The 25,638-nt window shown below is 30.8% G+C and carries 23 protein-coding genes and 1 riboswitch; of the genes, 18 read left to right on the forward strand and 5 right to left on the reverse strand.

Annotated elements, in window-relative coordinates; all coding sequences use genetic code 11:
* Positions 1-25: 25 nt before the first annotated feature.
* The 3 genes from B5E75_RS01495 to B5E75_RS01505 all read right to left on the reverse strand — a co-directional run bounded on the left by B5E75_RS01495 (position 26) and on the right by B5E75_RS01505 (position 2,831).
* Entirely contained in the window at positions 26-1,027 is a 1,002-nt protein-coding gene (locus B5E75_RS01495) for an MmcQ/YjbR family DNA-binding protein (protein ID WP_162607612.1), read from the reverse strand.
* A gap of 15 nt (positions 1,028-1,042) precedes the next feature.
* Positions 1,043-1,648: a peptidoglycan recognition protein family protein gene (locus B5E75_RS01500; protein WP_087357036.1), complete on the reverse strand. Its 606-nt coding sequence runs from the start codon at positions 1,646-1,648 to the stop codon at positions 1,043-1,045.
* 67 nt (positions 1,649-1,715) lie between these two features.
* Complete coding sequence (locus B5E75_RS01505; RefSeq protein WP_162607613.1) at positions 1,716-2,831, reverse strand: DUF308 domain-containing protein; 1,116 nt, start codon at positions 2,829-2,831, stop codon at positions 1,716-1,718.
* Between the two features lie 259 nt (positions 2,832-3,090).
* Here B5E75_RS01505 and B5E75_RS01510 point away from each other — a divergent pair, with 259 nt between their 5' ends.
* Positions 3,091-3,984 (forward strand): PHP domain-containing protein, encoded by an 894-nt coding sequence (locus B5E75_RS01510; protein WP_087357038.1) that lies wholly within the window; start codon positions 3,091-3,093, stop codon positions 3,982-3,984.
* A 325-nt stretch (positions 3,985-4,309) separates the two neighbouring features.
* Positions 4,310-5,056, forward strand: a complete 747-nt coding sequence (locus tag B5E75_RS01515; RefSeq protein WP_087357091.1) for a DeoR/GlpR family DNA-binding transcription regulator — start codon at positions 4,310-4,312, stop codon at positions 5,054-5,056.
* 16 nt (positions 5,057-5,072) lie between these two features.
* Here the strand turns inward: B5E75_RS01515 and B5E75_RS01520 are convergent, their stop codons facing one another.
* A complete protein-coding gene (locus B5E75_RS01520) occupies positions 5,073-5,969 on the reverse strand; it encodes a glycyl-radical enzyme activating protein (protein WP_087357039.1) in 897 nt (298 codons plus the stop codon).
* A gap of 177 nt (positions 5,970-6,146) precedes the next feature.
* On the opposite strand from B5E75_RS01520, the gene B5E75_RS01525 reads away from it, so the two are divergent.
* Together B5E75_RS01525 and B5E75_RS01530 are read left to right on the forward strand one after the other, a co-directional pair.
* Positions 6,147-8,558, forward strand: a complete 2,412-nt coding sequence (locus B5E75_RS01525; protein ID WP_087357040.1) for a glycyl radical protein — start codon at positions 6,147-6,149, stop codon at positions 8,556-8,558.
* A gap of 12 nt (positions 8,559-8,570) precedes the next feature.
* On the forward strand, positions 8,571-9,251 hold the full coding sequence (locus B5E75_RS01530; RefSeq protein ID WP_087357041.1) for a fructose-6-phosphate aldolase: 681 nt from the start codon (positions 8,571-8,573) through the stop codon (positions 9,249-9,251).
* A gap of 36 nt (positions 9,252-9,287) precedes the next feature.
* On the opposite strand, the gene B5E75_RS01535 is transcribed toward B5E75_RS01530, so the two are convergent.
* On the reverse strand, positions 9,288-9,812 hold the full coding sequence (locus tag B5E75_RS01535) for a TetR/AcrR family transcriptional regulator (protein WP_087357042.1): 525 nt from the start codon (positions 9,810-9,812) through the stop codon (positions 9,288-9,290).
* A 149-nt stretch (positions 9,813-9,961) separates the two neighbouring features.
* Here B5E75_RS01535 and B5E75_RS01540 point away from each other — a divergent pair, with 149 nt between their 5' ends.
* The 14 genes from B5E75_RS01540 to B5E75_RS01600 all read left to right on the forward strand — a co-directional run bounded on the left by B5E75_RS01540 (position 9,962) and on the right by B5E75_RS01600 (position 25,538).
* Positions 9,962-11,074 (forward strand): zinc-dependent alcohol dehydrogenase, encoded by a 1,113-nt coding sequence (locus B5E75_RS01540; protein ID WP_087357043.1) that lies wholly within the window; start codon positions 9,962-9,964, stop codon positions 11,072-11,074.
* 88 nt (positions 11,075-11,162) lie between these two features.
* Positions 11,163-11,384, forward strand: coding sequence for a hypothetical protein (locus B5E75_RS01545; protein WP_087357044.1), 222 nt, complete (start codon positions 11,163-11,165; stop codon positions 11,382-11,384).
* 30 nt (positions 11,385-11,414) lie between these two features.
* On the forward strand, positions 11,415-12,218 hold the full coding sequence (locus B5E75_RS01550) for an aldo/keto reductase (protein ID WP_241146597.1): 804 nt from the start codon (positions 11,415-11,417) through the stop codon (positions 12,216-12,218).
* A complete protein-coding gene (locus tag B5E75_RS14795; protein ID WP_241146598.1) occupies positions 12,203-12,445 on the forward strand; it encodes a 4Fe-4S dicluster domain-containing protein in 243 nt (80 codons plus the stop codon). The genes B5E75_RS01550 and B5E75_RS14795 overlap by 16 nt, the downstream gene beginning before the upstream one ends.
* A 72-nt stretch (positions 12,446-12,517) precedes the next feature.
* Complete coding sequence (locus B5E75_RS01555; protein WP_087357045.1) at positions 12,518-13,360, forward strand: Cof-type HAD-IIB family hydrolase; 843 nt, start codon at positions 12,518-12,520, stop codon at positions 13,358-13,360.
* 132 nt (positions 13,361-13,492) lie between these two features.
* On the forward strand, positions 13,493-14,260 hold the full coding sequence (gene noc / locus B5E75_RS01560) for a nucleoid occlusion protein (RefSeq protein WP_087357046.1): 768 nt from the start codon (positions 13,493-13,495) through the stop codon (positions 14,258-14,260).
* A gap of 38 nt (positions 14,261-14,298) precedes the next feature.
* A riboswitch (TPP riboswitch) is annotated at positions 14,299-14,401 on the forward strand.
* 46 nt (positions 14,402-14,447) lie between these two features.
* Positions 14,448-15,263, forward strand: a complete 816-nt coding sequence (gene thiM, locus B5E75_RS01565; RefSeq protein ID WP_241146599.1) for a hydroxyethylthiazole kinase — start codon at positions 14,448-14,450, stop codon at positions 15,261-15,263.
* Positions 15,247-15,885, forward strand: coding sequence for a thiamine phosphate synthase (gene thiE, locus B5E75_RS01570; protein ID WP_087357048.1), 639 nt, complete (start codon positions 15,247-15,249; stop codon positions 15,883-15,885). The genes thiM and thiE overlap by 17 nt, the downstream gene beginning before the upstream one ends.
* A complete protein-coding gene (gene thiD, locus B5E75_RS01575; protein ID WP_087357049.1) occupies positions 15,882-16,661 on the forward strand; it encodes a bifunctional hydroxymethylpyrimidine kinase/phosphomethylpyrimidine kinase in 780 nt (259 codons plus the stop codon). Before thiE ends, thiD begins: the two co-directional genes overlap by 4 nt.
* A gap of 268 nt (positions 16,662-16,929) precedes the next feature.
* A complete protein-coding gene (locus tag B5E75_RS01580; protein WP_087357050.1) occupies positions 16,930-18,264 on the forward strand; it encodes an MATE family efflux transporter in 1,335 nt (444 codons plus the stop codon).
* A gap of 89 nt (positions 18,265-18,353) precedes the next feature.
* Positions 18,354-19,736, forward strand: a complete 1,383-nt coding sequence (locus B5E75_RS01585; protein ID WP_087357051.1) for an MATE family efflux transporter — start codon at positions 18,354-18,356, stop codon at positions 19,734-19,736.
* An 11-nt stretch (positions 19,737-19,747) separates the two neighbouring features.
* On the forward strand, positions 19,748-21,478 hold the full coding sequence (locus B5E75_RS14505) for an HAD-IA family hydrolase (RefSeq protein ID WP_162607614.1): 1,731 nt from the start codon (positions 19,748-19,750) through the stop codon (positions 21,476-21,478).
* Positions 21,479-21,708: 230 nt separating this feature from the next.
* Positions 21,709-22,674, forward strand: coding sequence for an SIS domain-containing protein (locus tag B5E75_RS01595; RefSeq protein WP_087357052.1), 966 nt, complete (start codon positions 21,709-21,711; stop codon positions 22,672-22,674).
* Positions 22,675-22,862: 188 nt separating this feature from the next.
* Positions 22,863-25,538 carry a PRD domain-containing protein gene (locus tag B5E75_RS01600; protein ID WP_239480126.1) on the forward strand — a complete coding sequence of 892 codons (2,676 nt, stop codon included), beginning with the start codon at positions 22,863-22,865 and terminating at the stop codon, positions 25,536-25,538.
* The last annotated feature ends 100 nt before the right edge of the window (positions 25,539-25,638 follow it).

Below are 25,638 nucleotides of genomic sequence, written 5' to 3' on the forward strand. Positions count from 1 at the left end.
AGGTTTCAGTAGGAAAACCTCTTATTTATTGATGTAGTCTTTGATGAAGTCGTGATGTTATTTTTCGCACATTTCTGATTGTTTTGATGCCATAATCTTTGAGTTGATGGAAAGGATATTCTTCTGGGGTATAAGTATGTGTATGCTTTATTTTCATAAGACAATTGTGATGATTGTCGGATATATCTGTTTCTATGACCTGACATTGGTAAAGAAGATAATTATAAGGCTTATTGACATAGACATAAACCCAATCATCTTTTCGTATATGTGGAAATTGTTGCCATAGGATTGTATCAGTATGATTAAAACAATGAAAAATATCATCGTTTTGAGGATTAACCGGTATAATCCATTCATGAATAGATTGAGTCAATTGATAACTTTCATCAATATGTTGAATAATTTCATAATCGGATAATGTATCATCCAAGATAATAGAAATCCATTTTTGTTTATTCATATGGTATGCCTTGTAAAATCCTTTTTGGTGAAGAAGTTGTTGAATATGATCTTCTTTTAATTTTAAATTCACAATTTCTATGTCTTGATTATCAGAATCTAATTTATTTTTATTGATGTTCATAATCAAAGCATACCATTTTTGATTGCTTTGATGCCTAAATACACCATATTGTGGATCACTATCCCAAAGAAATTCAGGATATTCATGATATTTTTCAATAATATATTGAGCAATACGATTAGATTGGGGATATAGAAAATATTGGGGAGATGTACATTGTTCTTTAATATCATTTAAAATATTCATAAACTCTTGACGCACTTTAGAAACAAATTCGCCCTGTGTTTTTATGCGATAGTTTGTATATTCTTCTTGAAAAGCTAAATCAATGATATGTCCTTGTACACTATCATTGTCTTGAATAATAATGATAACTTGAAATGTATGATCAAATATATCTTGTACATAAATGTATTGATGTGATTGTTTATGAAATCCATAAGATATTAATTTGTCATAGTTTATTTTTGTTTTTTGAAAGATATCTTCTTCTAATGTCATTTCAATCACCATCCTTTAGAGTGTATTTAAAAATTCTTTCCATTGATCTTCATGCTCAACAAAATATTTTGGGCATATTTTACCAGTCACATCATAATGTCTTATTACATCTTGACTTTGTAAGTGATAAGTTTTCATTAATGCACGGACAAGTTTAACAAGAGAGTTATATGTTTCTTCATTGAATTTTCCACTTTCATCAGGATGACAACATTCAATAGAAATCGTATCTCGATTACGATTATTGGAAGCATAGGCAATCTCATTAAGAGGAATACATTGAATGATTTCACCATCTAAGCCAATAATGAAATGACTGGAAACAGATGTGGTTTTTGTATATCTTAGATTTTCAAAGTAGTTTCTATTGTTTTTAGCGGTTGAACCGGGATTTGCAGTATAATGAATAACAATCCCATTGACACGATGTAAAGACTTTCCACTTCTAGAATAAGGATTGATTGTGAGAAATTGATGTTGAATGGGTAGACCTTCAACCTGGTAGGCTTCAACATCATTTTGATGTGTAGAAGCAATATAGAAAGAACCTAGACTTATTAACATCAAAATCACCACCATAATAAGAACAGGTTTTTTATTTATTCTTTTTTTCTTAACCATAAAAATCACCTCGCTTTTACATTATGTCATACACTGATTGAAAATGTTTAAATAAATTCTTAATATTTTATAAATGATAAGATGAAGAAGCATATATTTTCTTTTGATAAACTCTTGAATATTCTTTACGTGCTTCTTCTTCAAAATAGGTATAATAACTACCGGGTGAAATCATGCCATTAATACCAATAATATCTATTCCTGATGTTCCAATGATGGAATCAGCTAAAAGAACACAATTGGTTGTTAAAACAAAATATTTTTGAAAACGTCCTTTTTTAAATTTATAAAATTGAGCGTGAGTATATTCTTGAAGTCTTTTGGCATATGTATGCTGATGGTGTGTGAGTTCAAAAGGAAGCAGTTGTTGTTTTAATGATTGAATATTGTGTTCAATTAATTGTGTCTGTTGATGATTTAATTGGAGAGTATATGCAAAGATAACACTTTGAGGATCATCTTTTAAACAGAAATCAATATAAGATGATTCATCAACTTCAAATAATACACCATCACCTATAGCTCCTAATAAGTGATTAGATAAATCATCATAGGCACCATATGCATAAACAATATTTTGATAAGATATATCAACATGCCCAACGGCCCCAAATCCATTTTTACTGACGTGGATAAAAACTGTTAAATCTATATTGTGACCATCTGTATGTATGAAAGAAGGTGTTTCTAGTTTTTCGTTGATATAATCAATCATGATTCTAGGAATAAGAGCATTTAAAATAACAGGAAGTGATACATGGATTCTTCGTTTTATTTGATTTTGTCTGTTTTCACCTATGATTTCTCTGATTCCTTTTAAAATAAAAGAAAGTGCAAGATAAATGAGATAAATGCAAATGATTATATTTGTCTGATAAAGATGAATATAGGGTGAGAGAAGATAAGTAAAACCAAAGTTTATCAAAAATAAACTTGATAATAAAATAATAAAACGATAGGAAATATGGTTTTGTTTATATAAGTAGTAAGTGATAAATTGAGATAAACCCTTGATACATATATAAAATGCAAAAAGAAAGACAAATAGGGTAAAAGGTAAAGCAGGAAAGAGAGAAAGAATGATGCCTACAAAAAGGGATAATATAATTCCAGTTTTGTTATTTCTTTGTTTCCATACCATATATAATCCATTGAATAATATAATGATTCCAAGAATTCTCATAGAAAAAATCATCATTGACGGGTGAAAAAGGATAAATAAACTTATCAATAGGAGAATAAAACCGATTATAAACTCTATAAAAAAATAAAACTTATTTTTATACATAACATCACCTCATTTCTTATCCTATTATAACATTTTCAAATGAAAAAACCTCTTTAATTATAGAAATGATTATTATAAGATGATATATAGATATAAAAAGATTTGACTTGAAATATAAACTTATTCATGAGTATGATGTATAGGGGTGATTGTGATGGGATTCATTGATTTGCATATACATTCTTGTTGTTCTGATGGAGTGCTAACACCTTTTGAAATTGTTGATCAAGCGATGGAAAATCATGTTGATATGATATCTATTACTGATCATGATTGTATTGATGCTTATACATTATCTTTTTTAGAATATGCCAGAAAAAATGATATTTCAGTTGTTTATGGAGTGGAAATATCGACACATTATCAAGGAACAGGATTTCATGTGTTAGGGTATCAATTTGATATTCATAACTCAAAGCTTAATGAAAAACTTTATACATTAAAAAATGCAAGACATATTTATTTAAAGGAAGTTTCAAAAAAGTTAGAGGAGTTAGGGTATATTGTTTATGTTGATGAATTAAGTCAATTCAAAATAGTGACGAAGGCACATATTGCAAGTCATATTGTACAAAATAAAGAGAATGAAAAATTATTGCTTCATGATTTTGGATATATTCCTCAACGTGGTGAATTTATTGAAACTTTAATGAATGAGGGATGTCCAGCTTATGTGAAAAAGGAATCTATAACGCCTATGGAAGCAAGTCAGTTGATTAAAGAAGCGGGTGGAATAGTTGTATTAGCACATCCTGTCTGTTATGAACATGAAGATCATATCAATGTAGAATCTATAACCCATCTTGTTAAAGAGATGAATGCTGATGGAATAGAGGCTATTTATATGTATATAGATCAAAAAAATAATAAGATTAATGATATCGAAAAATGGAAGAATTTTGCTTTGAAGAATCATTTGCTTTATACAATGGGATCAGATTTTCATATGGATGATGGCATTCATCCTCAAATCGGATTAATAAATGAACAAGTATATATTCAAAATAATGATATACAATGGTTAAAAAAGAAAATGATAGGGGTATAATTTTATTGAAATCTATTGACAAAAGTGTAAAAAAGAGTATACTGAATATAGAGTTAGTTATAGCTAACTGATATATCTAAGCGTGTAAAAGATATATAAAGAATTGAAAGGAATAAGAAGAATCAAAATAGTTTCCCCTCATACTCCTATTCATCAAAAGCCAGATTGAAATCTAGACATACTTAACTATGATGATTTTCTATTCTTTCAAAAGCACTTTATGTGTATAAAGTAATCTTCGGATTACTTTTTTTCTTTTGTGATAAAGTTGCGTTTGAAATTTAGATGTGATAATCTAGGTATAAAGGTGATAGAAATGAAAAAAATGGAAATCAGACAGACAAAAATATTAGAATTATTAACAGAAAGAAAAAAAGTTGATGTGAATGAATTTTCACAGTTATTGAAAGTTTCGCAAGTGACAATTCGTAAAGATTTGGATTTATTAGAAAAAAAAGGGCTTATCATAAGGGCTCATGGATTTGCGACATTGAATGGTCAAGATGATATGAATAACAGATTGGCTTATCATTATGATATTAAACAAAAACTGGCAAAACTTGCCTGTGAACTGATTGAAGATGGAGAAACAATTATGATTGAATCGGGCTCTTGTTGTGCTTTATTGGCACAAGAGATAGCTGCCAGTAAAAAAGATGTAACGATTATATCCAATTCTTCATTTATTGCTGATTATATTCGTCAATATCCACAGGTGCGTATCATTTTGCTTGGTGGAGAATATCAAAAAGAAGCACAAGTTTGTGTTGGACCGATGACACGTAAATGTGTTGAAGCCTTTTTTGTGGATAAGTTCTTTATTGGAGCCGATGGTTTTTCAAAAACATCTGGTTTTACAGGGAATGATTATATGCGTAGTGAAACAGTAAGAGATATGGCAAAACAGGCACAACATGTGATTGTAATTACAGAATCATCAAAGTTTCAACAGGTGGGATTGGTTAATCTTTTACCAACGGATCAAGTATCATATGTTGTGACAGATCAACAAATTCCATTAGATAGTGAAGACTATCTACAAAGTCAAAATATCACTGTAAAAAAGGTATAAAAAAGGAGCTATGCTCCTAAATAAAACAATCTATGTTATGATTAATAAAAATTTGTTGATAATCTTTTAAGTCCTCAGGATGGAGGGCTTTTTTATTTTGATAAAGATATTCTTGATTCAACATTTCATATTTCTTTTCTCCAAATTGATGAAAAGGTAATAACTGTACACGTTTGATTCCTGTTTTTTGAAATAATTTCACGAAACCTTCAGCATCTTCTAATGTACAATTAAAATCTGGTATGACAGGAATACGTGGTAATACATCAATGCCTTGTTGAATAGCCCATGTTAAATTTTGAATAATGAGTTCATTAGGAACACCTGTTTTGAAAAGGTGCTGGTGACTATCATAATGTTTGACATCAAAGAGTAATAAATCAAATTGTGGAGCTAATTGATGAAAAATGTCTTCTTGGATATAACCAGTTGTTTCAATCGCAACATGTATCTTTTCTGCTTTTAAAGCTTGAAGTAAAGCTTCTACAAACTGTGGCTGTCCCATACCTTCACCACCAGAAATCGTAACGCCACCATTGGATTCTTCATAAAAAGGAAGATCCTGTTTACAGATACGAACAATTTCTTGCACTTCCTGATATTCACCTTCACATGTTAATGAATGTGAAGGGCATTGTTGTGTACATTGTAAACATCCTATACATTTTTGAAAATCAATATGGATATGTTCATTGTTATAGGAAATAGCGTGTTGTGGGCAGACACTGATACAATGCAAACAATGTAGGCATGTCTGATGATTATATAGGATTTGAATATCTGGATTTTGTGATTCAGGGTTAGAACACCACTGACATCTTAAAGGACATCCTTTTAAAAAGACAGTTGTACGAATACCCGGTCCATCATGAATACTAAATTTTTGAATGTTAAAAATGATACCTTTTGTCATAATTTCTCTCCTTTGAATATATGTTAACATATATATTGATGATAGTAAATAAAAAGTTTCATATGAAAGACATTTCTATTTTGTTTAAATAAATATTGACTTTAAATAAATGTATGATAATATATAATTGAAAATGAAATATAAAAACTTTCAAATGAAATAAAAAGGAGAAGAAAGATGAAGAATGTAGAACATTTTGGTGATTTAACACCACGTATGAGTCATTTTAGAGAAGCAGTGCTTGATAAGAAACCTTATATTGATGCCCAACGTGCATTGCTTGTCACAGAAGCTTATGAAAAGTATAAAAATCAGACACCGGTTATGAAACGTGCCTATATGTTAAAGAATATATTGGAAAAGATGTCTATTTATATTGAAGATGAAACTTTGATTGTGGGTAATCAGGCATCTTCTAATAAAGATGCGCCTATTTTTCCTGAATATACAATGAAATTTGTTATTGAGGAATTGGACACTTTTGAAAAAAGAGACGGTGATGTTTTCTATATTACAGAAGAAACAAAAGAAGCATTAAAAAGGATTGCACCATTTTGGGAAAATAATAATTTAAGAGCAAAAGGAGAAGCTTTACTTCCTGAAGAAGTCAGTGTTTTTATGGAAACGGGATTTTTTGGGATGGAAGGAAAATTAAACTCTGGAGATGCACATTTAGCTGTTGATTATCAAAAAGTTCTGGAAATAGGATTAAAAGGTTATGAAGAAAGAGTTTTAGACATTCTAAGAGATTTGGACTTATGTGTTCCTGAAAATCTTAATAAGTATCAATTCTATAAAGCTGTATTGATTGTAATTGAAGCTGTGAGAACTTTTGCCAATCGTTTTAGTCTTTTAGCGAAAGAAAAAGCTCAAAAAGAAACAGGAAAAAGAAAAGAAGAATTATTAGAAATCAGTCGTATTTGTGCAAAAGTTCCATATCAACCTGCTCAAACATTTCATGAAGCGATTCAATCTGTATGGTTTATTCAATTAATTTTACAGATTGAATCTAATGGACATTCTTTATCTTATGGACGTTTTGACCAATATATGTATCCTTATTTAAAACATGATTTAGATAATCACATGATTAATGAAGATGAAGCTGTTGAATTACTGACAAATTTATGGATCAAAACATTAACGATTAATAAAGTCCGTAGTCAAGCTCATACATTTTCAAGTGCTGGAAGTCCAATGTATCAAAATGTGACTATTGGAGGACAGACCCCAGATCAAAAAGATGCTGTGAATAAACTTTCATTTTTAGTTTTAAAATCAGTAGCTCAAACAAGATTACCACAACCTAATCTGACTGTCAGATATCATGCGCATATCAATCAGGATTTCTTTGATGAAGCGATTGAAGTTATGAAACTAGGAACAGGGATGCCAGCATTTAATAATGATGAAGTCATTATTCCATCATTTATTGAAAAAGGTGTCAAAGAAGAAGATGCTTATAATTATTCTGCGATTGGATGCGTAGAAACAGCAGTGCCAGGAAAATGGGGTTATCGCTGTACAGGAATGAGTTATATGAATTTCCCAAGAATTTTATTGATTGCGATGAATAATGGTGTAGATATGACTTCTGGTAAACGTTTTGTGAAGGAATGTGGATATTTTACTGAAATGGAAACATATGAAGATTTGATGAAAGCATGGGATCAAGTTGTCAGAGAATTAACACGTATGAGTGTTATTGTTGAAAATGCTATTGATTTGGCTTCTGAAAGAGATGTTCCAGATGTCTTATGTTCTACCTTAACAGAAGATTGTATTGGTAGAGGAAAGACAATCAAAGAAGGTGGAGCTGTTTATGATTTTATTTCTGGATTACAGGTAGGCATTGCCAATATGGCAGATAGTTTAGCGGCTATTAAAAAACTTGTTTATGAAGAAAAGAAAATCACAAGACAGGAATTATGGGATGCAATTGTGCATGATTTTGCAGGTGAACAAGGACAAAAAATTCAACATATGTTGATCAATGATGCTCCTAAATATGGTAATGATAATGATGATGTTGATCAACTTGTTGTAGATGCTTATGCTTCTTATATTGATGAAATGAAGAAATATCCTAATACTAGATATGGAAGAGGACCAATTGGTGGTATTCGTTATGCTGGAACATCTTCTATTTCAGCAAATGTTGGACAAGGTTTTGGGACAATGGCAACACCAGATGGAAGACATGCCAAAACACCATTAGCTGAAGGATGTTCACCTGCTCATAGTTGTGATAAGAGTGGTCCAACAGCTGTCTTTAAATCAGTATCAAAACTACCAACACATGAAATTACAGGTGGTGTTCTATTGAATCAGAAAGTGACACCACAAATGTTATCAACTGAAGAAAATAAACAAAAACTAGAAATGATGATGAAAACATTCTTTAATCGTTTAGAAGGTTATCATGTTCAATATAATGTTGTGTCTAGAGATACATTGATTGATGCTCAAAAACATCCTGAAAAACATAAAGACCTCATTGTTCGTGTGGCAGGTTATTCAGCATTCTTTAATGTTTTATCAAAAGCAACACAAGATGATATTATTGAAAGAACAGAACAAACATTGTAGGAGGAAAAGAAAATGGAATTGATTATTGATACAGTTGATTTAAGTGAAATCAAAGAAGCAGTAGAATATATGCCTATTGTTGGTGTAACGAGTAATCCTTCAATAGTAAAAAAGACAAATCCAAAGGATTTCTTTGAACATATGCGAACAATTAGAGAAATTATTGGGAAGGATAGAAGTCTGCATATTCAAGTCATCTCTAAAGATTGTGACAGTATGGTGAAGGAAGCTCATAGAATCCTAGAAGAAATTGATAGACAGGTTTATATCAAGGTACCTGTATCTTATGAAGGTATCAAAGCGATTAAAATGCTGAAGGAAGAAAACATTCATGTCACAGCGACAGCAGTCTATGACTTGATGCAGGGATATATGGCACTAGCCGCAGGGGCAGACTATATTGCACCTTATGTCAATAGAATAGGAAACTTGGGAGCTGATCCAATGGAACTGATTTATGAGTTATCAAATCGTATCATCATGGATAACTATGATACAAAGATTGTCGCAGCATCATTTAAAGGTGTTGAACAGATCAAGAATGCATTGAATAATGGAGCACAGGCGATTACAGCACCAGTAGGCATTTTAAAGCAGATATTTAAGAATCCAAACATTGAAAAAGCAGTGGATGATTTTAATGCTGACTGGTATAGTATGTATGGTGAAGGAAAAGGTATTTGTGATTTATAAGACGAGGGAACTCGTCTTTTTGTATAGTATGGTATTCTAAGATTTATCAAAAATACTTTTTATAATATCAGGCATTGCTAAATCAAAAAGATAGAGCATTTCCGGAATAGAGTGTTCATCATCTTTTAAAAACCAATGAATAGAAGTTATCATTGTTCCATTTAAATAGATAGATAAGACATCATACTGTGTTTTTGTTAATTTAGGTAATTTTGTACTCATTAATTGTATATATTTATTGATAAGTAAATGTATTAATGTGTTTTGAGAATCAATAAGAGCATTCTTAAAAAAATTTTTTTCTTTCCGTGAATAAAGTATAGTTTGCTTAGCTAGTGTATAGTAAGAATCTTGTGTCTTGGATGGAAAAAATTGAGGAACAATATCATTATGAAAAAAATAAGTTAAAACATCTTGTTTATTATGAAAGTGACGATAAAATGTTGTTCGACTTATGTGAGAATGATTTATAATTTGGTTTACTGTGATATTATCAAAAGGATATTCTTGTAAAAGTAGATAGAGAGATTTTGATAATTGATCTTTTGTTTTTCTTGTCATAATTTATACCTCTTTTTCTATATTATAACATGATAAGCGTTACACAATTGAAAAAGTGTTCCGTTTTTATTAGTAATATGATTTTATTATGGTAATTTCAATTCTTTTTTTTATAAATTCATTTAAAATAAAAAAAGGAGGATGAAAAAATGGAAGGTAAAATGAAATGTGCAATTTATTATGGAATTAAAAATGTTAAAATGGAAGAAAGAGATATACCAAAAATTGGTTCAAAAGATGTTCTTGTAAAAGTTTTGAGAGCTGGTATTTGTGGTTCTGATACAGGAGCTTATCTTCATGGAGGAGAACCTTATGGTATTTTTAAAGGACAAGAATTTGGACATGAAATGGTTGGAAGAATTGTTGAAAAAGGTGCTGATGTCCCAGATTGTTTTCAATTAGATGATATTGTTTTTATTGATCCAATGAAAGCGAGTCGTTTAGGAAGTTTTAAAGCAGACATGACAGGTGGATTTAGTGAATATGTTCGTGTTGAAGATGCTGCTTTGAATGTTAATTTATATATTCTAGATAAAAACGTTGACTTAGATACTGCTGCATTGATAGAACCGGTTAGTGTTGGGACACAAGGTGCAACTTGGATGAATCCATCTGTTGATCAAAATGTTGTTGTTTTAGGTGCGGGTACAATAGGTTTAGGTGCAACAGCAGGTCTATTATCTAGAGGTATAAAAAATGTTATAGTCGTTGATAAAGTCCAATGGCGTTTAGATAAAGCTAAGGAATTAGGAGCTAAAATCATTAATACAAGTGAGGATAATTTAGAGGAAAAATTATTAGAATATTGTGGTGAAGTTAGTAATGGGGCAGCTTTTCGCCCAGAAGATCTTAATCCAGATTTACTTCAACAAGTTATGGAATTTGCTAAAAAATCACATTTATCATTAGGTAAAAAAATTCCTAATGTTGATTATTATATTGATGCTGCAGGAGCTGTACCTTTATTACAACAAGTTTTTTCATTAGGAAAATTTGGTACAAAATATTCTATTGTTGCTGTATATGGAAAAGAGATTCCATTATCAGGAAATATGTTTATTGCTAATGAAGCAATGATTAGAGGATCAAAAGGATATAATACAAATACAATTCAAGAAGTTATTCAAATGATTGAAAAAAATGATATACCAGTAAAAACAATGATTACAAAAAAATATTCACATAAAGATTTTCCACAAGCAATTGAAGCAGCCAGTGATGTAACAAAAAATATTAAAGTTATTATAGATTATGAAATGTAAGAACTGATTTTCAGTTCTTTTTTATCTTAAGACGAGGGAACTCGTCTTTTTATGTTATAATATGATAAACCAAAGGAGAGAAAGAATTATGATTTATGTTTTGGGTATTGTTGTTGTGAGTCTTATTATTGTGTATCTTATTGTGAAAAAAAATCATTATTTTCAATGTCGGTATTGCTATCATATATGGAAACCAAACTTTTTCCAGATCATAGGGAATGTCAATTGTCAAGTCAATGATTATCATGTGAGATGTCCATACTGTCATCATGAACAAAATATTAAACGTTCTAGAGAAAATAAATTGTGATAAAATAGAGAAAAGAAAAGAGGGAGAGTTATGAAAGAAGTTGTTTTAGGAAGTACAGGTATTCAAGTTGTACAAAATGGGTTTGGAGCTTTACCTATTCAAAGAGTATCAATGGAAGTAGCCGTTAATATTTTAAGAAAGGCATATGAGGGTAGAATGCGTTTTTTTGATACCGCTCGTGCTTATAGTGACAGTGAAGAAAAGCTGGGAGAAGCATTACAGGTTTATTCTAGAGAAAGTTATTTTATCGCAACCAAAACAATGGCAACAACACCGGATGAATTTTGGAAGCAGCTACAACAGTCACTCACATTACTGAAAACAGATTATATTGATATTTATCAGTTTCATTGTGCTACGCAAGTTTATAAGCCTCAAGATGGAACAGGTATGTATGAATGTATGTTAGAAGCTAAAAAACAAGGAAAGATTAAACATATTGGGATCACAACTCATCAATTGCAAGTCGCACTGGATGCAGTGGATTCAAAATTGTATGAAACAATTCAATTTCCTTTTAGTTATTTATCATCAGATAAAGAATTAGCATTAGTTCAAAAAAGTCAAAAAGCCAATATGGGATTTATTGCGATGAAAGGTTTAGCTGGTGGTTTAATTAATCAATCCAAACCAGCAATGGCATATATGTGTCAATTTGATAATGTATTGCCTATTTGGGGGATTCAAAAAGAAAGTGAACTAGACGAGTGGCTTTCTTATATGCAAAATACACCTGTATTAAATGATGAAATGAAGGCGTTTATTGAAAAGGAAAAAGAAGAATTATCTGGTGATTTTTGTCGAGATGTGGTTATTGTATGCCTTGTCCAGTAGGGATCATGATTAATCAATGTGCACGTATGTCATTGATGTTAAGAAGGGCACCATCAAAGAGCTGGTTAACACCTGAAATGCAGGAAGAAATGAAAAAAATTGAAAATTGTTTACATTGTGGTCAATGTTCAAGAAAATGTCCATATGAATTAGATACACCAGCTTTACTACAAAAGAATTACGAAGATTATCAAAAAGTTTTATCAGGTGAAGTGAAAGTTCAATAACAGTATGAAATCATGCTGTTATTTTTTTAAAACATGTTATAATAAAAATAATAAAGATGAAGGAGAGAATTTATGAGCAAGATTATATTTTTAGATGTTGATGGAACATTGATTGACTATGAAGCAAAGTTACCTGCTTCAGCTGCGAAAGCTGTAGATATGGCACGTGCCAATGGACATAAAGTCTATATTTGTACAGGATGTTCAAAAGCTGAAATTGAACAAAGAAATCTTTGTGAATTAGATGGAATGATTGGTGGTAACGGGGCTTATGTAGAAGATCATGGACATGTCGTGATGCATCAAGGATTATCTAAAGAAGATGTCAAACATATTGTTGACTGGTGTAATGAAAGACATCTAGGGTTTTATTTAGAAGCTAACAGTGGTATGTATTGTAATGATTATATGTTAGAGCAGGGACCTGAAACAATGATTAAATATGCACAGGGAAAAGGTGCAGATTTGACTAAAGCTAAGGAAGCTTCAAAAAAGTTTATGGATGGTTTTATTCATTTGCAGGGTGAAGATTTGTATCGAGATGATGTCAATAAAATTAGCTTTATTTTAAGTCGTTATCAAGATCATTTAGATTCACAAAAGGAATTTCCTCATTTAATAGCAAATACTTGGGGTGGCAAAGGTGAAGTGGCTTTATATGGTGATTTAGGACCAACAGGGATTACCAAAAGACATGCGATTGAAGTGTTATTAGATTATCTAGGAGCAGATCAAAAAGATACGATTTCATTTGGTGATGCGAAAATTGATTTATCTATGTTTGAATGTTGTGATTATAATGTTGCTATGGGAAATGGTGGTAAAGAAATTAAAGAAGCTGCTGATTATATTACAACAGATGTAAATGATGATGGTTTATATAATGCTTTTCGTTATTTAAATTTAATAGATTAAAAGAATTATTTTGACAATTAAAAATGAGTTCATATAAAACTTGTTGATAATTGTCTTTTTTATATCATTGATTTCTTTTGTTTTTTCAATAAAGATGTTATAATAATGAGCGAATTGTAAGGAGAGGATTTTGTGAAAGAACCAAAATATAAATTTATAGATATTCATAAAATTGAAGCCAATGGTCATCAGCCAAGAACTCATTTTGAAAATGAGAAGATTCAAGAATTAGCTGTATCTATCCAACAAAATGGATTATTACAACCTATTGTTGTTAGACCTTATCAAGGAAAGTATCAGATTGTTGTTGGGGAAAGACGTTATCGTGCCTGTCTTTTAGCAGGTATCGAAGAAGTTCCATGTTTAGTTCAAAATTATGATGAACAACAAACAGCAACAGCAGCGATTGTTGAAAATATTCAAAGAGAAAATTTATCGGCTATTGAAGAAGCATTGGCATATCAACAAATCTTGGATACGCAAAATATAACACAGGAAGAATTAGCTCAAAAGGTTGGTAAAAAGCAATCGACGATTGCAAATAAATTAAGATTATTACAACTTCCGATGACTGTACAAGAGGCAGTACGAAGAAAAGATATTACAGAAAGACATGCCAGAGCTTTATTGAAATTAGATACAACTGCTAAACAAAATAATATGTTAAGAGAAATTATGGATAAAGGTTTAAATGTTGAACAGACAGAAGAAAAGATTAAAAAGAAAATTGAACCAAAGAAACCTAAACCTAAAACAAAGAGTATTTCACAAAATTTAAAGATAGCGATGAATACATTAGATCAGGCTGCCATGATGGTACAACAGGCTGGGGTAGACATAAGTGTAGATATATCAGAAACAGAAGATGAAGTGATTTATGTGATTAAGATGAAAAAATAGCTTCATCTTTTTTTGACGTGTTTAAAGAGAAGTGCTATGATAATAAAAAAGGGAGCTTATAAATAGGCTGAGAGGAAGTTGTGAACTTCGACCATACCTGATTTGGATAATGCCAACGTAGGGATATAAAATGAGTATTAAGAGTATATCCCTTGATATATTCTTTTTTTGTAAGGAGGATGAAAAGATGATAGAACAAGTCAAAAATGCTAAACCATTAATTCATTGTATCACTAATAAAGTGACAATGAATGATTGTGCCAATGCTTTACTCGCAATTGGCGGGAGTCCTATTATGGCTGATGATGAGGCAGAAGTAGAAGACATTACATCTATTTGTCAAGGATTGTTGATTAATATTGGAACATTGAATCAGGCAACCATTCCATCTATGATGAAAGCTGGAAAAAAAGCCAATGCCTTACAACACCCTGTTTTATTAGATCCCGTTGGAATAGGCGCAAGTCAATTACGTTATCAGACAACTCAACAATTATTAAAAGAAGTTCATTTTGATGTCATTAGAGGAAATATTTCAGAAATGAAAGTTTTAATGAATATCCAGTCACAATCAAGAGGTGTTGATGCGAATGCATCAGATAGTATAACGGATGAAAACTTAGATGAAAATATAATATGGTTACAACAACTCAGTTCAAAGACAGGAGCGATTATAGCGGTTAGTGGAGCTATTGATGTGATTGTGGATAGTCAAAATGCTTATATTGTTAGAAATGGATGTCAAGAAATGTCTATGATTACAGGAACAGGTTGTATGTTAAGTGCAATTATGTCTGCATTTATGGTTGTTCATCGTCAAAGACTGTTAGAAGCATGTACTTATGTCAGTGCATTGATGGGATATTGTGGAGAGTTGGCAAAAAATAAAATGCTTGTTGAGAAATTAGGTGTGGGAAGTTTAAGAGTTTATTTGATGGATTATTTATCACTTATGAATGATGGTATATTGAAAGAAGGAATGAAGATTGAAAAAAGATGTTAAGAAAGCCATGCCATTATATCTGGTTACAGATCGTCGCTGGTTAAAGGAATCACTGATTCAAACAGTTGAAAAGGCAATTCAAGGTGGTGTGACTTGTGTTCAGTTAAGAGAAAAGCATTTGGATCAAAAATATTTTGTTGAATCAGCTAGACAACTTTTATCTCTTTGTCACCAACATCATATTCCTTTGATTATTAATGATGATGTTGATGTGATGATAACAGTTCAAGCGGATGGTGTGCATGTTGGGCAAAATGATATGGATGCAAAAAAGGTAAGAGAGATGATTGGACCGGATAAAATATTGGGTGTATCAGTAAGAACTGTGGAACAGGCTTTAAAAGCACAACAAGATGGAGCCGATTATTTAGGAGTGGGTTCTATTTTTGTGACACACACAAAAGATGATGCCAAAAAAGTGGAAATACAGACGTTAAAAGATATTTGTCAAGCTGTTGATATTCCAGTGATTGCTATTGGAGGTATTGGACAGAATAATCTTTTACAATTAAAGGGGACAGGCATTGATGGAGTAGCTGTAGTTAGTGCTATTATGGCTCAAGATGATGTGTTCAAGGCTGCCCAGAATTTAAAAGGAAAAGTTAAGGAGGATATTTTATGAAAACAGTTTTAACAATTGCAGGAACGGACCCAACAGGAGGGGCTGGGGCACAGGCCGATTTAAAAACATTCATGGCTCATAAAGTCTATGGAATGAGTATTATTACATCATTGGTTGCTCAAAATACATTAGGTGTTAAAGATATTATGGATGTGACTCCTTATTTTTTAGAAGAACAATTTCAATGTGTTTTTGAAGATATTTATCCAGATGCAGTCAAGATCGGAATGGTTTCACAACCAGAATTAATTCATAAAATTGTTGAACAATTGAAAAAATATCATGCTAAAAATATTGTTGTAGACCCTGTGATGGTTTCTACAAGTGGTTCACGTTTATTAGCTGATAGTGCTTTAGAAGCTTTAAAAAGTGAGTTGATTCCATTATCTTGTATCATCACACCGAATATTCCTGAAACAGAAGTTTTAGTGAATCATACGATTCAAAGTAAAGAGGATATGATTCAAGCGGCTAAAGAAATACAACAATGGTATCAAGGAGCTATTTTGATTAAAGGAGGACATTTTGAAAAACGTGCTGATGATTTACTTGTCATAAATAATGAGGTTTATTGGCTAGAATGTGAGCATATTGACAATCCAAATACACATGGAACAGGTTGTACTTTATCTAGTGCCATAGCTTCCAATCTGGCTTTGGGTTATGATTTAAAAACAAGTGTGGAAAAAGCCAAGAAGTATATTACAGGAGCATTAAAAGCTAATCTAAATTTAGGACATGGCAGTGGACCATTGAATCATTGCTGGAATTTATAATAGAATAATGAAATATAAAAAATAATGATTAGATTAGGAATTAAGCATTGAATATGTATCTGATAATAGATATATATTCAATGTTTTTTATATTATTTAGGATATTATCAATGATTTTTCTATTCATAAATGTCTTATGGGATGTGTTTAATATTTTCATACTTCTTATTTTTAGTGTTTAAATAAATCAAAATTCGTCGAAAATTCATACACTTTTTCTTTTGACATACGAATTAAAGTACACTTTATTAAGGGAGGTGTACGAATAATGCAATATTCATTAGTGAAAGGGAAAATATGGAAGCAAATTCTGAAATTCTTTTTTCCTATATTAATAGGAACTTTTTTTCAACAGTTATATAATACCGTTGATACAATTATTGTTGGACAGTATGTAGGGACTCAGGCATTAGCCGCTGTTGGATCAACAGGAAATCTTATTAGTTTGCTGGTGGATTTTTTTGTTGGATTATCTTCAGGAACAACTGTTTTGATTGCTCAGTTTTTTGGAGCAAATCAAGAACATCGTGTTTCTAAAACTGTTCATACATCTTTTGCTTTAGCTATTGTCTGTGGCTTGATAATGACTTTATTTGGCTTGTTTTTTTCTGGAAAGTGTTTAAATATGATGGGAGTTCCATCAGATATATTAGAGGCAGCAACTTTGTATATGCGATTGTATTTTTTAGGTGGTATACCTCTAGTTGTCTATAATATTGGAACAGGAGTATTACGTGCTATTGGAGATAGTCACACGCCTTTAATATATCTTATGATTTGTACTTTTATTAATATTGTTTTAGATTATATTTTTATTGTTTATTTTTACATGGGAATTGCTGGGGCAGGTATTGCGACAGCTATTGCACAGTTTGTTTCTGCACTTCTTGTCTGTTACAAACTAATTAAAGCAAAAGGCTGTTATCAATTATGTTTGAAAAAGATAGAGTTTGATATAGAAATTTTAAAAAATGTTTTAAAAATTGGTATTCCAGCGGGGTTACAAGCAGTTATGTATGCAGTTTCCAATATTATTTTACAAGTTAAAATTAATTCTTTTGGAACATCTATGATTGCCGCATGGACTGTTTATTGTAAAATAGATGCCCTGTTTTTTATGATAGCCGCTGCATACAGTTCAGCATTAACAACTTTTGTAGGTCAAAATTATGGAGCTGGGCTTTATACAAGAGTGCGACAGGGAATGAAAATTTGTATTGGCATGTTAAGTATCTCAGCCATTTTTCTAAGTATTTGTTTGATGACTTTTGGTAGACAGATTGCATCATTGTTTTCAAATGATTCGCAAGTTATTTTAGAAACTGTTCAAATTATCTATTATATTGTTCCATATTATGTTACATATAGCGGAGCTGAAATTATTTCGGCTACAATGCGAGGATGTGGAGATGCATTCAAACCAATGATTATTGTTTGTTGTGGAGTTTGTTTATTAAGAATTCTTTGGGTTATTGGGATTCCTGATATATTTGCTTCATTTCATATGGTTGTTGTATGTTATCCTATTTCATGGGCAGCAACATCTATATTATTTGTTGGATATTATCAAAATTTTAAGAACCGCTTTTTAAAAAGTGTCTAAAATATATAAAAAGTGACAATTATTTAAACACTGAATTCTTATTAAATAGATTTTTATATGATAAAAAAAGAAAGGGAGATGAGGTGATAATGTTAGATAAAATCAAACGATATATTGGTCCACGAAAGTTTTATCAATATGTTTTTTCTATGGCAATCCCTTTAGGTTTTCAACAATTGATTTCTAGTTGTATGGGGATTGTAGATTCGTTAATGGTATCATGGATTGGTCAAGTGACAGCAGTAGGAACGGCTGTACAGATTGAAACATTATGTACATCGGTTTCTTGGGGAAGTGCTGCAGGAGTTGGAATTTTTTCTGTGCAATTTTTTGGTGCTAAGGATTTTACAAGCTTCAAAAAGTCATTTGGTTTAAGTGTCTTGTTAGCTTTGATTTCAGGTTTATTTTGGTTTTCTGTAGCAAGTTTTTTTGGGAAAGTGATTTTACAATTTTATATAAGTGATGCAAGTGTTATTCAAAATGGACTAGCCTATCTAAATATTGCAAAATTCTCATATTTTCCATTAGCGTTAAGTTTTGTTTTCAATATGACTTATCGCAATATTAATCGTCCAAAAGTACCTTTGATTATAGGAATTATTGCAATGATCATGAATATAGTCGTGAATTATGTACTTATTTTTGGATTGTATGGTTTTCCACGAATGGGGATACAAGGTGCAGCTATGGGAACATGTATAGCTCAAATGTCATCATTATGTATTCATGTTTTGTATGCTTATCAAACAAAACAACCTTTTATAGGTAGTTTTCAAGAAATGTTTACATTTGACCGTTATTTTATTCAACCCATTTTACAAAAAACACAATCTATTGTATTTAATGAACTATTATTTGGGTTTGGCTCAACATTATTTATTAAAGCATTTGGAGCTTTAGGAACACGATCTATGGATGCTTATTATGTTGGAGAAAAAATATCAAATGTATTTTATGCTTTTGCAAATGGATTTTCTAATGCAGTAGCTGCAATTGTTGGTTATTCATTAGGTTATGGTGATGGTCATAAAGCAAAAGAAGAAGGTGATTATTTAATGACTTTAGCAACTGCTATGTCAGTTGTCTGTCTGATATTCATTTATTTTGGTTCGCCTCTTTTTGTCCAAATCTTTGACTTGACTCATCCACAAGTCATTCAAGAAGCTATACTTATTGTGAAAGTTTTTGCTTTGCGTATAGCGTTACGATTCTTTATCGTTATTGTTTTTTCTTCACTCAGAGCTGGAGGGGATTCTAAGGTATTAACTTTACTTGATAGTGGATTGATGTGGAGTGTAGGAATTCCATTAGCATTTATAAGTGTTCATATCTTTCAGATTCAAAGTATAGCTATTGTTTTTTTGATTTGCCAATTAGAACAAATTGTGAGAGTGATTTTAGGAATTAAACGTTATCAAACAGGAAAATGGATTGTGAATTTAACAACATATGTTCATGATTCAATAAAATAAGGAGGAAGAAAATGTTACCAAAATTAATTATTTTTGATGTTGATGGTCTTATGCTTGATACAGAAGCAAGATGGCAAGAAGCTTGGGATAGTGTTGGAAAGCGTTATGGTGTACAGGATTTGGGAAATACAACTTTTTTAAAATGTGTAGGGAGAAATGGTAAAGAAGTTGAAGATATTGTGAAGAACGATCTTCGACAATTTGCTCATCCAGAAAAGATTTTACAAGAAGTGAGAGAATATGGTGATGAACTTCTAAAAGAAAGAATTGATATAAAGAAAGGTCTTATGGAATTATTACGTTTTATTCAATCATTATCTATTCCTGTAGCAGTTGCAACAGCGACAGATAAAGACACAACTTATCAAAGATTATCTCGATTACAGTTATGGGATCAATTTGATTATATATTGTGTGGCAATGAAGTTCATTTAAGGAAACCACATCCAGAAATTTATGAAACAGTATTGAATTATTTTGGTGTCGATTCACAAGAGGCATGGGTATTGGAGGATTCATATGTGGGTGTCGAAGCTGCATATCGTGCGCATATTCCTTGTATTATGATTCCAGATTTAGCACCGGCACAAGAAAAGCAGAAAAGAGAAACTTTTGCTATAGTAGATTCTTTGATAGATGTTATTGATATATTAAAGAAGAATATTCAGGTAACTATGATGACATATATTCAAGAAACACCACAACAGATGAAAGACAATATCATAAATATAGAAGAAATAACAAAGCCTCTGGTACAGCTTTATTTACAAAAAGAATATCAGTCCCTATGGATTATTGCTTGTGGCTCTAGTTTTAATGGGGCACAATGTGCAAAACCATTTTTAATGAAATATTTAAATTGTGATGTTAAAGTCATTTCACCTATGAGTTTTGTATATTTTGAAAATCAAATAACAGAAGATGATTTTGTTTTTGTGGTTTCACAAAGTGGTCATTCTACAAATTGTATTCAAGCACTTCAAAAATTAAAATCACTTCATCGAGAAGCTGTCCTTATAACAGGACAAAAAAATGATGATTTGAAATCATATGCAGATATTGTTGTAGATTATCATATGGGAATAGAAACTGTAGGATATGTCACAAAAGGTATTGTGATGCTGATGGAATATTTGATTTTATTTGCATTGGTATCTGGTTTGAAAAAACATTGTATTCATCAAGAAGTTTATGATGAAATCATTAAGGAACTATTAGAGGTACCTGAACGTCATCAAATAATTCAAGAAGAAACAAAACAATTTTATCAAAAGTATCTATATGAAATGACTTCTTTGAATCCTACATTTTTTATAGGATTCATTCAAAGTTATGGCATTGCTTTAGAAGGGGCATTGAAAATGGCAGAAACAACAAAGCATCCATGTATGGCTTATGAAGCAGAAGAATTTATTCATGGATTTAATCTCCAATTGACACCAGCATATACAGTGTGGTGTATTGATGATTGTTCACAGGGAAGTTCACGTATCATCTCAATTTATCAAGCCATTCAAAGTGTTACACCACGAACTTATGCAATCACGAATAGCCCTTTGGTTGATGATGAACATGCGATAAGAATTCCTTTTCATATTCATGAACCATTATTAATGCCTTTGTACATTTTACCGGTATTTCAAGTTTTATCTTATCAGATCAGTGAAGAATTACAAACATGGAATACGCATCCAAGATTTTCTAAGTTTAATGATTATGTTCAAACCAAAACTAATGAATAGAGTTATAAAAAATGGAATGATTTCCATTTTTTATTTTTCAACACTTTTGTAGATTATAAAAAAACAAAGGAATATGACTGTTAGAGTAGTGTTGAAAAATGTCAAAAAATCAGAAAAAGTTATAAAAAACAGAACATTAAGACAAATATGTCAACACTACTTATAACAAAAAATGAGTTTGGTATAGTAGAGGTATCAAAAGAGAACATCAAAAAAGGAGGAAATAGAAAATGTTTGATGTCAAAAAAATAATTGAAGAAATTACTTCAGAAAAACAAATTAAAAATTTAAGTTTTGCAGGTGTTGGAGGGTCTTTAGCATGTTTCTATGCAGCATATTACTATGTTCAAAGAGAAGCTAAAAATATAACAACAAGTTATACTTCAGCAAATGAATTTGTTCATGATACACCAGCTTGTATTGGTGAAAACTCAATCGTGGTCATTGCATCTAGAGGTGGAAATACTGCAGAAACAGTAGAAGCAGGACGTGTTGCAAAATCTAAAGGAGCAACAGTTATTGGATTGACACATGAAGCACAAGATACAGGTATTCATGAAGTTTCTGATTATACAATTGTTTTTGAAGATGGAGAAGGTATTCCATTTGAAGTAGGAAAATCTGCTTATATCTTAAAAATTGCTTATGAAACTTTATATCAAGTGGAAGGAACTGGTCAATATGAAGCAATGGTAGAAGCAATGAATAAAATGAATGAATTAGTACCAGCTGCACAAAAAGCTATTGTTCCTGAAGCTATTCAATTTTCTATTCAATATAAAGATAATCCAGTTATTTATACAATGGGAAGTGGTACAGCATGGTCTGCTGCACAACAAGAAACAATTTGTATTTTAATGGAAATGCAATGGATCAATTCAGCAGTTATTCATACAGGAGAATATTTCCATGGTCCATTTGAAATCACTGATCCAGATACAGCATTCTTATTATTAAAATCAACTGGAAAAACGAAAGCATTGGACGAAAGAGCTATTCGATTCTTAGATCAGTACAATCATCATCATACAGTGATTGATTTGGAAAAATATGGTTCACATGAATTAGGTGAAGTTAGTGAATATTATGATTATGATTTCCATACAGCGCTTTTAGATGTATTTAATCATTTATTAGCTGATATGAGAGATCATCCATTAAGTAAAAGAAAATATATGTGGAAATATAAATATTAAAATGAATTGTCATTAGAAAGTGAGTGTTTCTAAAACTCTCACTTTCTATCAAAGGTAGGCAAAAAGATAGTGTTTAATTTTTCAACACTAAATCATCTAAAAAGTGAGTTAGTGTATATTTAAGTATATGAAATGTAAAAAGTGCATTTTATGAAAGGATGATGAATGTGACAGGGAGTACAAAAAGTATGATTTTAAATTATATGAATGATTTAACACAAAACTTTGATTTTACTCAAGTGAGTCATTTTACAGCATCATCTATTGCAAAAGAAATGCATATTAGTCGCAGTTTAGCAAGTCAATATCTTAATGAACTTGTAAAAGAAAAATTGGTGATGAAGATTAATTCTCGACCTGTATATTTTTTGCATCGTCAGAAAATGGAAGAATTATTTCATTTGGTATTTCAAAATGATGATTTTTATGACTTAGAGGAAGTAAAACAATATATTAATGAACATTCCGTAGGAGATGGTGATTATTCTCAGATTATTGGTTATGATAAATCTTTAGCGGAGCCTATTAAACAATTAAGAGAAGCTTTTGAATATCCACCAAGCGGATTACCAATTATTTTGTATGGGGCAAAAGGTACAGGTAAGAGAACACTTAGTCAAGTCATTTATGAAAATGCAGCAAGGCGTGGAAAGATTAATGAAAATGCAAAAGTGTTTAAGATAGAATTTACACCTACCAATAGTGAACAAGTATCATTAAAAATTTTTGGAGATGGACATAAAAGTGGATTGATTGACCAGTATGATTATATTGTTTTCATTTTAGCTGGGGCACAATATATGTCCGAATCATTTCAAGAAAAATTATGTCATTTGATTGAAATAGGCAAGAGCGCAAATACCAAAAAAATGAAATATCTCCATAAAACAATCAGATATATTCTTTTATCTGATATTCATCCGCATCATTTTATGGTTGATTGCCTGCTTAAAAATATTCCTGTCTTAATTTCTTTGCCTTTATTAAAAGAAAAGAGCAAAGAAGAAATTGAAGAGCTCATTATTCATTTCATGATCAATGAAGGCAAGAAAATGAATAAAATTATTAAAGTCAGTAGTAGTGTTTTAAGAGCATTGGTTAATGGTGATTATTCACAGAACTTAATCGGATTACAATCTGCTATACAGATTATGTGTGCTTCTGCCTTAAAAGAAAATACAGGTAATAAAGAAGTTATTATTCATACATATCATTTACCAGAATATTTATTAAGAACACTTCCGATTGTTACTGATGAAGATATTGTTTATATTGATACAACAGCTTATAAGAAAAGTGATCAGATTGATTATATTTTGGATTATTTTAGTATGATTGTAAAATCATTTTTTAAAGATCAAGATTTTCAGGAATCCCTAAAAGATGCACAACATCATTTTGACTTATTAAGTGATTTTCTTTCATATAAACAAAGAGTTGCTCCTGAACGTATTAAAGGTATAGAAATCTCCCTCTCTAATATTTTTGATACTATATTAAAAAAACGTTATATGAATCTGCCTAGTGGCTTTAGCTATACCTTTGCAAAGTTAATGTATATGAATGAATTGTATCACTCATCTATAAATAAATGGCAACAGAAGAATCGTTTTGATATAGATAATATATTAACTCAGTTAAAGGAGCATTGCATTAATGAAACATTAATTGTTGAAGAAATGATACGATTAGTCAATTCTAATTTAGAAACAGATATTGATAGTTTTTTTAAATTAATCATGATAGTCAATCTTAATCATTATAATACAGTCAGAAAAACACAAAAAATATTTGGAATTATTATCTGTCATGGGTATTCTACAGCAACATCAATAGCTGAGGCTGTTAATAGTTTGCTGGAAAATTATATATTTGATGCTGTAGATATGCCATTAGATGTAACAATTGATGAAATTAAAGAAATACTAGTTGAGAGAATTAATCGTATGCATAGTAATGCAGATGTTATTGTTATGGTGGATATGGGGTCTTTAGAATTATTAGGAAAAAGCTTAAGTACAGCGATTAATTGTAATGTAGGTGTCATTAATAATGTTTCAACGAGATTAGCATTAAATGTTGGTAATGCTATTTTGAATGAAAATAATATGAAAATGATTTTAGAAAAAGTCAGTGCTCATTCAATGGCAAAATATACAATTGTAAAAAGACAAAAAAAGGATGCTATTATCTTTACAAGCGAAAGTGGAATTCAAACAGCCCAACGAATGAGAGAATTATTTGAAAATAGTTTATCAACAAAGTCTATTCCTGTAGATTTTGTGGTTTGTGATTACAATCAATTAATTTCTAGTGGTCAAGATCATGAAATTTTTAATAACAATAATGTATTGTTTATTACAGGGACGGCTAATCCTCATGTGAATGGACAAAAATTTGTTGCTTTAGAGGACATTATTTCTGGTCATCATATAGATATTATTATGAAAAGATTATCACCATATTTAAATGTTGAAGAATTAGATCATATGATTTCTGATTTACGAAAAAACTTTACTTTACTCAATGTTGTCGGATATTTAACCATTTTAAACCCCCAAGTTTTGTTAGACAATGTGAGTGTAGCTATGGATGTTTTGCAAGATTGTTTGCAAGAAAAGTTTGATGGAAAAACACTTATAGGACTTTATATACATGTTTGTTGCCTTATTGAAAGACTTGTTACAAAAACAGCTATTACAGAATTTGACGATTTAGAGAATTTTGAAAAAACACATATGCATTTTATTAAGTGTGTTCATGAAGCATTTCATATTATATCGAAACGCTATAATATTGTGATTCCAACAAGTGAAATTGCCTATCTTTATGAATTTATTGATGCTGATCATAATGCAAAATAAAATCTATTTTGCATTATGACAGGTATGTTAAATGAGAAGAACTCCTTTCATAAAGAAGGAGAGAAAACATGATGAAACTGGAGAGTTGTCGTCATATGCA

This window comes from Massiliimicrobium timonense (genome assembly GCF_002160865.1).
Taxonomy (GTDB): domain Bacteria; phylum Bacillota_I; class Bacilli_A; order Erysipelotrichales; family Coprobacillaceae; genus Allocoprobacillus.